Source organism: Paenibacillus jiangxiensis, from assembly GCF_046098255.1.
GTDB classification, from domain to species: Bacteria; Bacillota; Bacilli; order Paenibacillales; family Paenibacillaceae; genus Paenibacillus; species Paenibacillus jiagnxiensis.
Window position 1 is genome coordinate 1 of the sequence record NZ_JBJURI010000042.1, and the last position, 13,067, is coordinate 13,067.

13 protein-coding genes and 1 pseudogene are annotated in these 13,067 nt (G+C 56.1%); 7 read left to right on the forward strand and 7 right to left on the reverse strand.

Annotated elements, in window-relative coordinates:
- The first annotated feature begins 200 nt into the window (after positions 1 to 200).
- Together ACI1P2_RS28230 and ACI1P2_RS28235 are read left to right on the forward strand one after the other, a co-directional pair.
- Positions 201 to 1,481, forward strand: coding sequence for an ArsB/NhaD family transporter (locus ACI1P2_RS28230; protein WP_355326273.1), 1,281 nt, complete (start codon positions 201 to 203; stop codon positions 1,479 to 1,481).
- Positions 1,482 to 1,753: 272 nt separating this feature from the next.
- Positions 1,754 to 3,142, forward strand: a pseudogene (locus ACI1P2_RS28235) (PTS fructose transporter subunit IIC); the annotation flags it as partial.
- Between the two features lie 130 nt (positions 3,143 to 3,272).
- On the opposite strand, the gene ACI1P2_RS28240 reads toward ACI1P2_RS28235, so the two are convergent.
- On the reverse strand, positions 3,273 to 4,451 hold the full coding sequence (locus ACI1P2_RS28240; RefSeq protein WP_355326278.1) for an MFS transporter: 1,179 nt from the start codon (positions 4,449 to 4,451) through the stop codon (positions 3,273 to 3,275).
- 302 nt (positions 4,452 to 4,753) lie between these two features.
- Here ACI1P2_RS28240 and mobA point away from each other — a divergent pair, with 302 nt between their 5' ends.
- Positions 4,754 to 5,413, forward strand: coding sequence for a molybdenum cofactor guanylyltransferase (mobA, locus tag ACI1P2_RS28245; RefSeq protein ID WP_355326281.1), 660 nt, complete (start codon positions 4,754 to 4,756; stop codon positions 5,411 to 5,413).
- Here the strand turns inward: mobA and ACI1P2_RS28250 are convergent.
- Positions 5,401 to 6,873: an aminotransferase-like domain-containing protein gene (locus ACI1P2_RS28250; protein WP_355326283.1), complete on the reverse strand. Its 1,473-nt coding sequence runs from the start codon at positions 6,871 to 6,873 to the stop codon at positions 5,401 to 5,403. The genes mobA and ACI1P2_RS28250 overlap by 13 nt on opposite strands.
- A gap of 265 nt (positions 6,874 to 7,138) precedes the next feature.
- On the opposite strand from ACI1P2_RS28250, the gene ACI1P2_RS28255 reads away from it, so the two are divergent.
- Positions 7,139 to 7,747 (forward strand): LysE/ArgO family amino acid transporter, encoded by a 609-nt coding sequence (locus ACI1P2_RS28255; protein ID WP_355326286.1) that lies wholly within the window; start codon positions 7,139 to 7,141, stop codon positions 7,745 to 7,747.
- A 64-nt stretch (positions 7,748 to 7,811) separates the two neighbouring features.
- On the opposite strand, the gene ACI1P2_RS28260 is transcribed toward ACI1P2_RS28255, so the two are convergent.
- On the reverse strand, positions 7,812 to 8,642 hold the full coding sequence (locus tag ACI1P2_RS28260; RefSeq protein WP_355326289.1) for a methyl-accepting chemotaxis protein: 831 nt from the start codon (positions 8,640 to 8,642) through the stop codon (positions 7,812 to 7,814).
- Positions 8,643 to 8,879: 237 nt separating this feature from the next.
- Here ACI1P2_RS28260 and ACI1P2_RS28265 point away from each other — a divergent pair, with 237 nt between their 5' ends.
- Both ACI1P2_RS28265 and ACI1P2_RS28270 read left to right on the forward strand, forming a co-directional pair.
- Complete coding sequence (locus ACI1P2_RS28265; RefSeq protein WP_355326292.1) at positions 8,880 to 9,248, forward strand: sigma-70 RNA polymerase sigma factor region 4 domain-containing protein; 369 nt, start codon at positions 8,880 to 8,882, stop codon at positions 9,246 to 9,248.
- Positions 9,200 to 9,460, forward strand: a complete 261-nt coding sequence (locus ACI1P2_RS28270) for a hypothetical protein (RefSeq protein WP_355326295.1) — start codon at positions 9,200 to 9,202, stop codon at positions 9,458 to 9,460. The genes ACI1P2_RS28265 and ACI1P2_RS28270 overlap by 49 nt, the downstream gene beginning before the upstream one ends.
- A 6-nt stretch (positions 9,461 to 9,466) precedes the next feature.
- On the opposite strand, the gene ACI1P2_RS28275 is transcribed toward ACI1P2_RS28270, so the two are convergent.
- The 4 genes from ACI1P2_RS28275 to ACI1P2_RS28290 form a co-directional block, all read right to left on the reverse strand.
- Complete coding sequence (locus ACI1P2_RS28275) at positions 9,467 to 10,354, reverse strand: 1-phosphofructokinase family hexose kinase (protein WP_408976369.1); 888 nt, start codon at positions 10,352 to 10,354, stop codon at positions 9,467 to 9,469.
- Between the two features lie 83 nt (positions 10,355 to 10,437).
- Positions 10,438 to 10,752, reverse strand: a complete 315-nt coding sequence (locus tag ACI1P2_RS28280; protein ID WP_355326301.1) for a DMT family transporter — start codon at positions 10,750 to 10,752, stop codon at positions 10,438 to 10,440.
- A complete protein-coding gene (locus ACI1P2_RS28285) occupies positions 10,752 to 11,093 on the reverse strand; it encodes a DMT family transporter (RefSeq protein ID WP_355326304.1) in 342 nt (113 codons plus the stop codon). The genes ACI1P2_RS28280 and ACI1P2_RS28285 overlap by 1 nt, the downstream gene beginning before the upstream one ends.
- Complete coding sequence (locus ACI1P2_RS28290; RefSeq protein ID WP_355326306.1) at positions 11,090 to 11,671, reverse strand: TetR/AcrR family transcriptional regulator; 582 nt, start codon at positions 11,669 to 11,671, stop codon at positions 11,090 to 11,092. Before ACI1P2_RS28290 ends, ACI1P2_RS28285 begins: the two co-directional genes overlap by 4 nt.
- 243 nt (positions 11,672 to 11,914) lie before the next feature.
- On the opposite strand from ACI1P2_RS28290, the gene fni reads away from it, so the two are divergent.
- Positions 11,915 to 13,006 carry a type 2 isopentenyl-diphosphate Delta-isomerase gene (gene fni / locus ACI1P2_RS28295; RefSeq protein ID WP_355326309.1) on the forward strand — a complete coding sequence of 364 codons (1,092 nt, stop codon included), beginning with the start codon at positions 11,915 to 11,917 and terminating at the stop codon, positions 13,004 to 13,006.
- The last annotated feature ends 61 nt before the right edge of the window (positions 13,007 to 13,067 follow it).

The window sequence follows — 13,067 nt, forward strand, 5'->3', positions numbered from 1 at the left end:
AATTCGAGTAGACTTCATAGTAAGCGCCTCCTGATAGGTTTTCTAAGGGCTTTTGACCCGTCACACCCCTATCATACGAGGCGCTCCTGTTTTTTTCAAAGACGAAATCTTAGCATACACAGGAATGTTTAGAATCGTTTGTGGTTAGAAATGTATCTTTGTCAGATTTGTTGCAACGCTATTGGTTCGAAGGAGGAACTATGGATCAGCAAGCTGTGTGGGCCATTATTATTTTTCTGGTTGTATACGCATTAATTATCTCGGAAAAGGTTCATCGTACGATTCTCGCCATGCTGGGCGCCATCCTGCTCATTGCCACAGGCATTACGGACCAGGAAACGGCGCTTGAGCATATCGATTTCAACACCTTGGGGCTGCTTGTCGGCATGATGATCATCGTCAGCGTAACGGCAGAAACGGGGCTGTTTAATTATTTGGCAGTAAAGGCGGCTAAACTGGCCAAAGGGGAACCGCTGCGCATTCTGGCGGTGCTCGCTGTCTTGACTGCTTTCGGTTCGGCTTTTCTGGATAATGTGACCACAGTGCTGCTGACCGTACCCGTTACATTCAGTATAACAAGGCAGCTGCGGGTAAACCCGATGCCGTATCTGATTACGCAAATTTTCGCCTCCAATATAGGGGGCACTGCGACGCTGATCGGCGACCCGCCGAACATTATGATCGGCAGTGCGGTCAAGGAGCTGACGTTCATGGCTTTTATCCAGAACCTGACCCCTGTTGTGGTGATCATTATGGTTGTGCTGATCCCCTTGTTCATGCTTATCTTCCGCAAGCAGCTTCGTACAACGGATGAGTTGAAGCGGGGAATTATGGAGATGAACGAAGCCGAAATGCTGGGTGACCGCCGGATGCTGGTTAAAAGCACAAGCATGCTGCTGCTGACGGTGGCGGGCTTCTTCCTTCACCAGCCGCTTCATCTGGAGACGGCGACGGTCGCGCTGGCCGGGGCGTTCATCCTGCTGCTCCTTACCGGTGAGTCCATGATGGAGCAGGCTTTTACGCGTGTGGAATGGACAACCCTCTTTTTTTTCATCGGACTTTTCGTGCTGGTCTCGGGGCTGGTGGAAACCGGGGTGATTTCGGCATTGGCCTCCAAGGCCGTTGAGCTTACAGGCGGAGACCTTACGGCGGCCTCCATGCTGATTCTGTGGATGAGCGCGATAGCTTCCGCTTTTCTGGATAACATTCCGTTTGTGGCCACCATGATCCCGCTCATTCAGGACATGGGGACGATGGGGGTCACCAATCTTGAGCCGTTATGGTGGAGCCTGGCTCTGGGCGCCTGTCTGGGCGGCAACGGCACGTTGATCGGCGCGAGCGCCAATCTGATCGTGGCGGGTCTTGCGGGAAAAGAGGGCCACCCGATTACTTTTCTGAAATACTTGAAATATGGCCTGCCGCTCATGCTACTGACTATAGTCATATCGACCATATATATTTATGTGCGTTATCTCCTGTAGCTGCCGTGTGATGCGAGCAACGATCACCTGCAGCCTGAACGCGACGAAGGGGGGTGTCCCAAAAGTCATTAAAAATGGCTTAGGGACTGCCATCTTTAAAATTTGCTGTATAAAAGTTCCGGAAATTCCGGAACTTTTTGTGCATATTGGGGACTCTGTGGGCTGTAAGATACAAGTATACAGATTGAATACCAGATGACTTGCCGGATGAAAGCAACAATAGACCTCGTGTATGTTAGTGTCCATGAATGTTGATAGGGGAGGAAGGATCGATGAAATTGGTAGCGGTTACATCGTGTCCGACGGGGATTGCCCACACCTACATTGCCGCGGAAAAGCTCATGAAAGCGGGACAGGAAACCGGTGTGGAGGTCAAGGTGGAGACCCAGGGCTCTGCAGGCACGGAAAATGAGTTGACAGAACAGAATATTATCGATGCGGACGGTGTTATTATTGCGGCTGATAAAGGAGTGGATAAGTCCCGGTTCGCAGGCAAGCCGTTGTATGAATGCGGAACGATGGAAGCGATCAAAGACCCGGCGGCGATCATCCGTTTGTTCCAGGAAGGCAAGGTGGCGGCTGCCCGGCCGGCCGCAGGCGGGCTGAAGAGGATTGAGGAGGCCAAGAGCGAGCAAAAAGCGAGACAGACCCCTGTTTACCGTCATCTGATGAGCGGTGTATCATTCATGATTCCCTTTGTGGTCATCGGCGGTCTGCTGATTGCCGTTTCGCTGGCGATCGGAGGCGTGCCGACCCCATCTGGCCTAGCGATTCCAGAAGGCTCATTCTGGCAGAGAATCAGTGATATCGGTGCGACCGGTTTTATGTTCATGGTGCCGATTCTGGCGGCCTACATTGCATTCAGCATCGCAGATCGTCCGGGAATTGCGCCTGGAATGATTGCGGGATATATTGCGGCAAACGGCAGCTTCTACGACAGTGAAGCAGGCGCCGGATTTATCGGGGGAATCATTGCCGGCTTCCTGGCCGGTTATGTGGCTTTATGGGTGAAAAAGTGGAAGGTGCCACGTATGATTCAGCCGATTATGCCGATTCTGGTTATTCCGATTGTCGCGTCGCTGGTGACGGCGAGCGCGTTCATTTGGCTGCTGGGCCGTCCGATCGCCGTCATGATGGGCGGGCTTACCGGGATGCTTAACGGCATGCAGGGCGGCAGCGCGATACTGTTGGCCTTGATTCTGGGGGCGATGATTGCTTTTGACATGGGCGGCCCCTTCAACAAAGTGGCATTTCTCTTCGGGGCGTCGCTGATCGGAGAAGGCAACACAGCCATTATGGGGGCGATTGCGGCCGCGATTTGTACGCCTCCGCTGGGCATGGGCATTGCTTCTCTGGTCGCGAAGAAGCTGTACAGCAAGGAGGAGCAGGAGGCCGGAAAGGCAGCCCTGGCTATGGGACTGTTCGGCATCACGGAGGGAGCCATCCCGTTTGCAGCCAGTGACCCGCTGCGGGTGATCCCAAGCCTGATCATCGGCTCCATGGCTGCTTCCGCCCTGGCCATGATGGGCGGGGTCGGCGACAGTGTGCCGCACGGCGGGCCTATTGTAGCGGTGGTGGGAGCGATTGATAACATCGGCATGTTTGCCCTGGCGATCATCGTCGGAACGGGAGTTACCGCGCTGCTGGTCAATTTGCTGAAGGCGCGCCGCTCCGCAAAGCTGAACCGGCAGAAGCAGACTTCTTCGGAAACGGCGAAATATTGAGGCTTCCGGAACTGAATGACAGCACCGGAGATCCTGCGCGGAATCTCCGGTGCCTCATTTTTCCGCGTTAAATGCCATTCTGTGGAACCTGTTTTTTTTCAGCCAGCGGCGGACGATAACCGTACTTGTACAGCATATACCACATTACTCCAAACCCAGCCGCTCCAAGCAAGGTCAGCATTACCCCCGCTTTATACATCATTTCACCGCCGAAGCTCTGGAAGAGCCAACCCCCGGCAAAGCCAGCCACAATCCCGGAGATGCCGCTCCAAGTAAGCGTGTACAACGCCTGGCCGGAGGAACGGTATTCCGCGGGAATGAACAGCATGGTCAGCTGTGTACCAACGTAGAAATAACCGCCGAATGTAATGCAGTGCAGCGCCTGTATGAGCACGACATCGAGCGGACTCGAGGCGGCCGCCATAAGCTGCCAGCGCAGGGCGAACAACAGGCTGACAAGGGCGAGACAGGCCGTAAGGACCGTCATTTTCCGTTTGAGCCAGCGGTCGAACAGGAGAAAAACGATGACCTCAAAAATGGAGGACATGAATACCGAGAAGCCGACCATGCTTTTCGAGCCGCCAAGCTCCGTGATATAAAGGGAGACGAAGGCGCTGTTCATGGCGTTGGGGGTCGACACCAGCACACCGAGAATGATAAAGCTCATAAAATATCCGTTATTAATGACCCTGCCGAAGCCGCCCAGGCTGATCGGAGGGGAGTCCGGCGCACTGTGGAGCGACGGCAGAACCGCGGCTGCGCCTGCGGCAGCCAGCAGCAGAATGCTGAAAACGGCCGCAATGCTGCCTGTGCCAAAATAATCGATGACCGAGCCGGAGGCTGCGGCGATCAGCGCCCAGCCGAGCGAGCCCCATAACCGGAAGGACCCGAATTTTCGGTCGGTGCCTTCGATGTAGCTGAGAATCATGCTATTGGTCTGGGCAAAGAGCGGGCTTTGGAAAAAGAAAAACAAAACCATGGCTATGTAAATCATGGTGTACGTGTTCACAAGAAATACAGCTTGCAGCAGGAGCAGCGTTCCTGCCATCATTAGAAACAGGGTGCGCCGGATGTTCTGCGTCCGGTCGCTCATATATCCCCAAAAAGGATTGGCAAACACGGATACAAATGGGCCAATGGCCATCAGGCTGCCGATTTCGATCTTATCCATCCCGACTTCCTGCAAATATAACGGGAAGAAGCTTGAGAAAATCGCGATGGCCCCGTAAATGAAAAAATTGTACATTTTCAGGGAGTAGAGTGGAGGACTGCTTTTCCTCAAGCGCATACATTCCTTTCTTCAACAGCTGTTAAGGACTCAAGCAGTTTATCGGAAAAAAGAAAGAGAATCTTTAAACAATGTAGCATTGATTGAAAGGGTTAACAATTACTCATTAAGCATATTTCATGAGAAAAATAAGAAAAACGTCTATCGACGTACATTCAAAGAAGACAGACCGCGTTTAGCGGTAGTTTTTCTTGCGATTTCAGGAAGCTTATACCAAGAAGTCTATACTTTCTGAAATCTTCAGAAAAGGGGCGAAGAAGTTGGAGGTAACGGGCATTGTATTGGCGGGAGGAAAATCGTCGCGTATGGGAACGGACAAGTCGCGGCTGGAACTGGAGGGAATGACTGTCCTTGAAAAAATCGCCGGGGAGCTGCAGCAGGCTGCCGGACGGGTGGTTGCGGCAGGCTGCAAAAACGGCGGCGTACCGGCAGGCCTGGAAACAGTTCCCGATCATTATCCCGGTCAGGGGCCTCTCGCGGGTCTGCATGCGGGACTTCAGGCATCGGAAACCGAGTGGAACATCGTATGCGCCTGTGATATGCCGCTTGTGAACGCGGAGACGCTGCTGGCTCTGCGGGCGGAGGTGGCGAAGCGATGGATTAAAGAGCGGCAGCTGACGGCAAGGGATGAGGCCTGCGACGCGGTGATTCCGGTTATTGGCGGCAGAAGGCAGCCGCTGCTGGCCGCCTATCACCGCCGGGTGCTTCCCGGTCTGGAGGAACGGCTGCAGACCGGCCGGCTGCGGATGCAGGATTGGCTGGATACGATCAATGCAGCGTATGTGGAAGGGAAAGCCCTGGCCGCCCCTGGCCCCCTGTCAGCGGACAAGGTGTTCTTCAATATGAACGAGCCGGACGATTACCGCCGTGTGTGCGAATGGATCCGGCAGGAAAAAGGCATCGGGGGTCAGGACTCCTGACGTTCAGCCTTTGCCAGCCTGCGCACGATCGCGGATAGGGCTGGTACAGCGCCGTTCATCTCGGCAGCGGAAGCGTAAGCATAGGATAAACGCAGATGCTTCCGGTCGTGCCGGTCATAGATATCCCCCGGATTCAGCAAAATCCCCTTGGCAAGGGCGGCATCGAACAAAGCCCGCAGCGGAACGGTTACGGTAAGCTTGATCCATATATAAAAACCCCCGGAAGGCTTGTCCCATTCCGCGATATCGCGGAAGAAGCGGTGCAGCAGCTCAAGCAGATGATCGCGGCGTTCGCGCAGCCTGGAACGGACATGCACCATATGGGCCTCATGGCGGCCGGAAGATAGCCATAATGCGGCGGCTTCCTGGGACAGCATGCTGGAGCCGTAATCCATCTGCATTTTGATATCGGCAAGCCGCCCAATCACCGGCTCCGGCCCGATCACCCAACCAATCCGCAGCCCTGGGCTGAAGGATTTGGACAACGTGCCAGTGTAAAGGACCCTTCCTTCCGAATCGAGGGATTTCAGAGCTGAAGGAGGCTCAAGGTCAATCCAGAGCTCGTTGTAGGCTCCATCCTCAATGATGGACAGTCCGGATGCGCGTGCCTGCTCAAGCAGCTGCATGCGTCTTTCCAGGCTCATAGTCCGGCCTGTCGGATTGTGAAAGGTCGGATTTGTGTAGAGAAGGCTTGCGGAATAAGCCGCTGCTGCATCGGCCAGCTTGCCTGTCTGCAGTCCTTCATTGTCCATAGGCAGCCCGATGAGCTTCATGCCCGCAGATTGAAAGGCGTGAATGGAGTAGAGATAGGACGGCTTTTCCGTCAGGATGGCCGCTCCCCGGGGCAGCAGGCCCACGGAGATTAGGTGCAGAGCCTGCAGCGAACCAGACACAATCAGTACGGAAGCCGCGCTCGCCCGAATCCCGTCTGCGGCCGCATGACGGGCAATTGCCTCCCGGAGCTGGGGCCAGCCCTGCGGCTCGGGATAGCTCAGCCTGCGGCGACAGCTTGACAGCTCGGCAAGCAACTGATTGTAGCTGTCATGGGGCAGCAGATCGGGAGATAGCTCCCCGGTTCCGAGCCTGATGACGCCAGAAGCGGCTTCCATGCGGTTAATCGTCTGAATGACAGGCAGGTTGGGATAGTGGATGCCCTCGTCAGCCGCATTCATCCAAATTGGAGCCTTCGCGGCGGATGTTGATGGCTCCAGCGGCCCGGAACGTATCATGGTTCCCCCGCCGCGGTTGCCTTCCAGCAGGCCGGATGCGGACAGCAGATTGAGGGCGGCCGTCACTGTGCTGCGGTTGACCCCGAACAGCATGGACAATGCCCGTTGTGATGGGAGGCGGGTTCCAGGCGGCCATTCGCCATGCAGAACCTTTTCACGGATATATTGTTCAATCTGTTTATATACCGGGAGCGGGGATGAAGCATCAGGCTTCCAGTCTGGAATCAGCATGATGGGATTTCCTTTCACCGAGAGTGCTCTAACCAGTTAGTCATAACTGATGACTAAGTTCAATATTACTCCCTCTTGAGTAAGGATGCGAATAGAGCCTTTGATCGTAGTAAGTATTTAGGCGGCGATAGTTTTATAACAAACTGGAAGGAGTCCAAATGATTTGGCTGGCTCCGCTGCGGGAATTTGGTTGGTGACAAGCTAACATTAACGCATTAGAGTAATGTACATAAATCAGTTTGACACCAGAGAGGATTTTAATCGGATGGAAGCTGCTGTACATGCGTTCCTGCTCGCCATCGGGCTCATTTTGCCCCTTGGGGTTCAGAACGTATTCATATTCAATCAGGGGGCCAGCCAGACCAGCCTCAGAAAGGCACTCCCAGCGGTAATTACGGCCGGTGTCTGCGATACGCTGCTCATCTTCCTTGCGGTTGGGGGCGTTTCGCTGCTCATGCTGCAGTGGAGCTGGCTGACGGATATTTTATATGGGGCAGGCTGTCTGTTTCTGCTGTATATGGCCTGGAGTATCTGGCGTTCGGGACCGTCGCGGGCCGGGACGTCTTCTCCCCTTTCTGCCACGCGTCAGGCGGCTTTCGCCGCCTCGGTGTCCTTGCTGAACCCGCATGCCATTCTGGATACAGTGGGGGTTATCGGCACAAGCTCGCTGCAGTATGAAGGAGGGGAGCGCTGGGTCTTCGCGTTGACCGCAGCCCTGGTATCCTGGTTATGGTTTGCGGGGCTGGCGGCAGCTGGCCGGGGACTGGGGCGGATCGATCCGGTTGGCGGAATCGGCGGGAAGCTGAACAGGTTGTCTGCGCTCGTGATTTTCGGATTAGCTGTATATATGGCGGTTAATCTGTTGATGAAGTAATGTCCATTGTGCCACCAAAAAATAGCCGTCTTCCGTTAAGAGCATGGAAGACGGCTGTTTTTGTTTATTTGTCGGTGCCGACAAGCGACCTTATAAATACGGACAGCTCTCCGCTGACCGAATTCAACTGGTCAACGACTCTGCTGAATTCGGTAACCAGCTCTGCCTGGGCGTTGGCGGAAGCTGCAATGGATTCGATTTCCCCTTCCATCCGTTTGATGGCGTGTTGAACATCCTTCAGGGACACCTCGATATGTTCCGTTGCCTCTTTGGTATGAGCCGAGAGCTTGCGGACCTCGGAGGCCACGACTCCGAATCCGGCCCCCAGTTCACCGACCCGGGCAGCTTCGATGGCGGCATTGAGGCCGAGCAGATTGGTCTGATCGGAAATTTCACGGATAAGACCGGCCACTTTGTTAACCTCCCGGGAATCTGTGACAGCTTGGCGGCTGTTATCAAGAATCTGGGTCGAGGCGGCGGACAGCTGCTGCGCCTGAGCGGCTACGCTCTGGATCATATCGACCAGTTGGTTCGTGATCCCATCAATGCTGGAGGTAAGCTGCTCCATTTTTTCTTCATCTTTCAGTGTGTAGGCTACTGCCAGGGCTCCGGCAATACTGCCGTCCGTATCATAGACGGGAACAGCTGCGGAAATAATCGGGAAGCCGTACAGCTCAGCGGGCAGCCGGTTTACGGTAGCACGGCCTTTCAGCGCGTTGGAGAGTGACGGGTCTTCCGGAGGCACAGGATCACCTTTTTTTAGCTTGAAATCAATGTCCTGAGATCCTGTGTAATAATGAAAAACTTGGTGATCCGTAATTCCTACCATGATGTCTTCCTTGGTCAGACTCTTGAAATATGGCGCGGCAAGCACCAGCGCGTCGATGATGTTCATGGATTCAGCCTCCAGTGATGTCTTGCTAGGGGTTATGTATCTATCATCGTCAGGACGCAGTGTGGAATGAATGGCACCTTGGAGGCTTTGCAAAATATTTTTTCATGGAGCTTATTCCGGCGATAGAACTCCGCATCTTCTTCTTTTTGCCGACGCTGCCCGCAGGGAAATCGTTTATTTTTTATATAAGAACATGTGTTTCTGTATGAAAATGGAGATTTGCGAGGAGGGAATCCAATGTGCAGAACGTCTTATGATATGCCGGACGAACAAATGCCAATCGTCAATCTGTACAGAGCCGAGCTGCGGAAAATCGTCTGGCGGCTCCAGTATCGGGCGCGGGTGGAGCGGAAGAGGGAGATGGCTGTGGCAGTGGAACGCTTGCCGTCAGGCAATTGTCCACATGCTGAGGTGGAAGAACGCATCTGGTTGGATCAGGTGCTTGATGGACTGCCATCGTCCACCGGTAAAAGAATCATGTGCGGTATCTATGTGGAGGGACAGACCGAAAGACAGATTGCAGCCGAGCTGCATATGTCACAGCAGGGGGTGAGCCGATGGAAGCAGCGGATGTTGGACCATTTGCGTCGGACCGGGAATTTCTAGAGCTGCTGCATCGTGCCAGACAGAAGGAAACGGGGGCAATGCTGGAGCTGCTGCGCCGGTTCGAGCCGGAAGCCGCAGACCTGGTCCGGCACATCCCGATGGCGAGGGAGGATGCGATGCAGAGCCTGCGGCTGGCCATGCTGGAGCTGTTTACACGAGCGGAGCAGCCCTCGGCTGCGGCTGATCTCAAGTCCGGAGTCGTGAAGCCGTGACGCGGGCTACAGCCGCTCCACACGGATGTCCCGCTCCAGGCGCAGGACATCCGCGGGTGTGACACGGCCGGCCATCGCATGCAGCGCGGCCGCCGTGCCGCAGGCCGCCCCCCGCCGCAGCATGGCGGGCAGGCCGAGGCCCGCCAGGTCGCCGGTCACCAGCCCGGCGACCATGGCGTCTCCGCTGCCGAGCGGGCTGACGATGTCAGCCGCGGGCAGCGTCACGCGGTAGCTGGCGGCGGCGGTGGCCGCCAGCGCGCCGTCCGCGCCAAGCGAGACGACGGCCAGGCCGGCTCCGGCCTGCACGAGCTTGGCGGCAGCCCCGTGCATCGCGTCCGGTCCACCGCCGGGTGCGATGCCCGCGAAGCGGGCGGCTTCCTCCTCGTTCGGCTTCACCAGGTCGGGCCGCCCGCGCAGCCCTTCCCGGAGCGCATCGCCGCTAGCGTCGAGCGCCACCCGGGCCCCTTGCGCCTTCGCCAGCTCGCAGAGCTCGGCGTACAGCCCCTGCGGGCAGCCGGCAGGCAGGCTGCCGGACAATACGACCCAGGCGGAATCCGCCGCCAGAAGCCGTACCTTGTCCCGGATCGCAGCCAGCTCGTCCTGCCCGATATTTGGGCCGCCCTCGATAAGCTCCGTCTGTGTGCCGGCAGCCGGGTCCAGCACCGTGATGGCCACCCGGGTTTCGCCGTGGGCTGCGGTCACGAAATCGGCCGTTACCCCTTCCTGCCGCAGCCCCTCGATGAGCATACGGCCGGTATGGCCTGCCGCAAAGCCGGTCGCCCTTACTGGTACGCCCAGCGTATGTATAACCCGGGCGGCATTGACTCCTTTGCCCCCGGGTACGGTCACACTTTCCGTAATCCGGTGCACCTGGTCAGGGCGGAAGCCGGGCACAGTGTAGATTTTATCAACGGCAGCATTCAGTGTTACGGTTGTGATCAAGGTTTCTTTCCCCCTGTTTCTGCGGCTGCCGGAGGTTAGGATATCAGCTTCAATCCGGCGGCGGCAGCCAAAATCATCGCGATAAACAGTATTCTCTTCCAGTCTCTGTCCTCTCCATACAGAAGCATGCCGACTACGGTGCTGCCGACGGTGCCGATCCCTGTCCATACGGCGTAAGCCGTACCCATCGGAAGATACTGCATCGCATAGCTGAGCAGCGAAAAGCTGAACAGGAACGAGAGGCCCATCAAGGCGAAGGAGCGCCACCCTTTGCCCATGGTAATGCCCTTCATGCCGATAACGCCCAGTACTTCAGAGCTGCCGGCAAGGATTAATGCGAACCAGGCCATCAGGCGTTCCCCCTTTCCCGTGCCCCTGAGTCGGTCACAAGCTTCAGGCCGACCACCCCGGCAAGCAACACTGCAGTCAGGAGCACCTTCAACCAGTTAAAGGGCTCGCCGAACACCAGCATTTCGGCTGCAACCGTTCCGGCGGTGCCGAGTCCCGTAAAGACGGCATATACCGTGCCTACTGGCAGGCGTCTGGCCGCCTGTATAATCAGATAAAAGCTGGCTCCAATAGCCAGTACGGTGATGATCCATTCTATCGGTGTGGCGGCATGCTTGAGACCGGACACCCATACGACCTCTATGATACCTCCCAAAATAACGTACAACCAGCTGCGGTTCATTTTGTCTCCTTCTCCTTTAAGCAATTCATGCCCTGCCAGAATATAGGCCAGGCGGCATTGACACGTCTGCGGTATTTATCCGGGCCGACGAATAGCAGCTCCACGGCCGTGCCGTCAACGAGCGTAATGTAAGCCAGTGCAGCGTTGTCCGCCTCTGCGGTGCCACGATGCTCCGTCCGGCGCAGCATCCGTGCCAGCATCCGCTCCAGCCGCTCCAGAAATGGGCATACGATATCCATCACTTCATCACACAGCGCCGGCGGCGGGAAAAAGCACATCCGCAGCACCAGCTTCGCCGTGCTGCTGCTCTCGTACTCCTTCTCCAACCAGTCAAAAAAATCTCTAAGCAGCGCCTCGGTGCCTGCATTACGGCAGTCGGCAAAATAGCCAAAAATTCTGCGCGACTCCAGATGGAACGCGTGGACAACCACCTTCAGAAACAGATCCTCCTTGCTCTTGAAATGCGCATACAGCGAAGGCTTACGGATGCCTACCTCTTCAGCGATGCTGCCGAGAGAGGCGCCTTCGTAGCCATACTTTGCAAAATGGGACAGGGCTACATCCCTTATATGTTCCATACGCACTGCATTTATTCACCTACCTAACGGTCGTTAGTTTATATTCTCACAGCTCATGTTATATGTCAAAGGGCGGAAGCAGCCTGCTATTTTTTTCTCGAAGGATAGGAAGCGGCGGCATGTTCATATAAATCCAGTCGGTATATTTTGGTTTGTAAATACGGTCCGATGTTATACTATCTAAATAGGGAAATTCAAAATAGAGAAAAATGAGTACCGATAAATGAGACAAGGGAGCTTTACATGAGTGATCAAACCAATGAAAACCGGCGCGAAGATAAGGAAGGCGACTCGCTGCTGCCCGCAGGGCGGACCGGGGAACGCAAAATTGAGCATGTGCGCCTCTGTCTGGAAGAGGACGTGGCTGGACGGGGTATCACAAGCGGCCTGGAACGGTATGCGTTCAAGCATAACCCGCTGCCTGAGCTTGATTTTGCGTCCATTCATCTGGGTAGCACCTTCCTTGGCCGGGCTGTGCGGACACCGCTGCTGATCAGCTCGATGACAGGGGGCAGCACGGAAACGGGGAGAATTAATGAGCGGCTTGCGTCCGCCGCTGAAGCCAGAGGCTGGACACTCGGCGTCGGATCGGTGCGTGCGGCCGTGGAAAAAGAGGAACTGGCCGCAACCTTTAATGTCCGCCGCTACGCCCCCAATATCACGGTGATCGCCAACCTTGGGGCTGTGCAGCTCAATTATGGATACGATGAAGAAGTATGCCGCCGCGCAGTGGACATTGCGGGGGCAGATATGCTTGTTCTTCATCTGAACGGAATCCAGGAAGTGTTTCAGCCTGAGGGGGATACGAATTTCTCCGGGCTGCTGAAGCGGATAGAGCGCGTATGCCGCAATCTCTCCGTGCCTGTGGGGGTTAAAGAAGTCGGCTGGGGAATTGACGGCGAGACGGCTTCGAGGCTGTACTCGGCCGGTGCGGCGTTCATCGACGTGGCCGGCTCGGGCGGGACAAGCTGGAGCCAGGTCGAGAAATACCGCAATCCCGATCCGGTCAAACGGGCGGCGGCCGAGGCCTTCGCGGACTGGGGCAACCCGACTGCGGAATGTATTGCTGAGGTAAGCGCGCTTGAAAGCAAGGGAGCCATCATCGGCAGCGGCGGGCTGCAGAGCGGTGTGGATGCCGCCAAGGCGATTGCGCTGGGAGCGGATTTGGCGGGCTTTGGGCGCTCCTTGCTCGGGGCGGCCGTTGCGTCTGAGCAGGCGCTTCACGGCAGGCTGGCCCAGGTGGAGCTGGAGCTGCGGACGGTCATGTTCGGAATTGGAGCAGGTGATGTAAAGGCGCTGCGGAACACTACGCGGCTGCGCAGAAAATCATTTTGACGCTTGAGCGCTCCCTCACTTTATGTTTAGCTTCAAATGAAATAGAGGATAAAAAAACAGC

Coding starts and splice junctions, on each gene's coding strand:
- ACI1P2_RS28265 (WP_355326292.1), top strand. CDS start 8,880: ATGTGCAGAACGTCTTATGATATGCCGGACGAACAAATGCCAATCGTC.
- ACI1P2_RS28255 (WP_355326286.1), top strand. CDS start 7,139: ATGGAAGCTGCTGTACATGCGTTCCTGCTCGCCATCGGGCTCATTTTG.
- ACI1P2_RS28250 (WP_355326283.1), bottom strand. CDS start 6,873: ATGCTGATTCCAGACTGGAAGCCTGATGCTTCATCCCCGCTCCCGGTA.
- ACI1P2_RS28290 (WP_355326306.1), bottom strand. CDS start 11,671: ATGGAACATATAAGGGATGTAGCCCTGTCCCATTTTGCAAAGTATGGC.
- ACI1P2_RS28270 (WP_355326295.1), top strand. CDS start 9,200: ATGGAAGCAGCGGATGTTGGACCATTTGCGTCGGACCGGGAATTTCTA.
- ACI1P2_RS28285 (WP_355326304.1), bottom strand. CDS start 11,093: ATGAACCGCAGCTGGTTGTACGTTATTTTGGGAGGTATCATAGAGGTC.
- ACI1P2_RS28230 (WP_355326273.1), top strand. CDS start 201: ATGGATCAGCAAGCTGTGTGGGCCATTATTATTTTTCTGGTTGTATAC.
- ACI1P2_RS28260 (WP_355326289.1), bottom strand. CDS start 8,642: ATGAACATCATCGACGCGCTGGTGCTTGCCGCGCCATATTTCAAGAGT.
- ACI1P2_RS28280 (WP_355326301.1), bottom strand. CDS start 10,752: ATGGCCTGGTTCGCATTAATCCTTGCCGGCAGCTCTGAAGTACTGGGC.
- ACI1P2_RS28240 (WP_355326278.1), bottom strand. CDS start 4,451: ATGTACAATTTTTTCATTTACGGGGCCATCGCGATTTTCTCAAGCTTC.
- fni (WP_355326309.1), top strand. CDS start 11,915: ATGAGTGATCAAACCAATGAAAACCGGCGCGAAGATAAGGAAGGCGAC.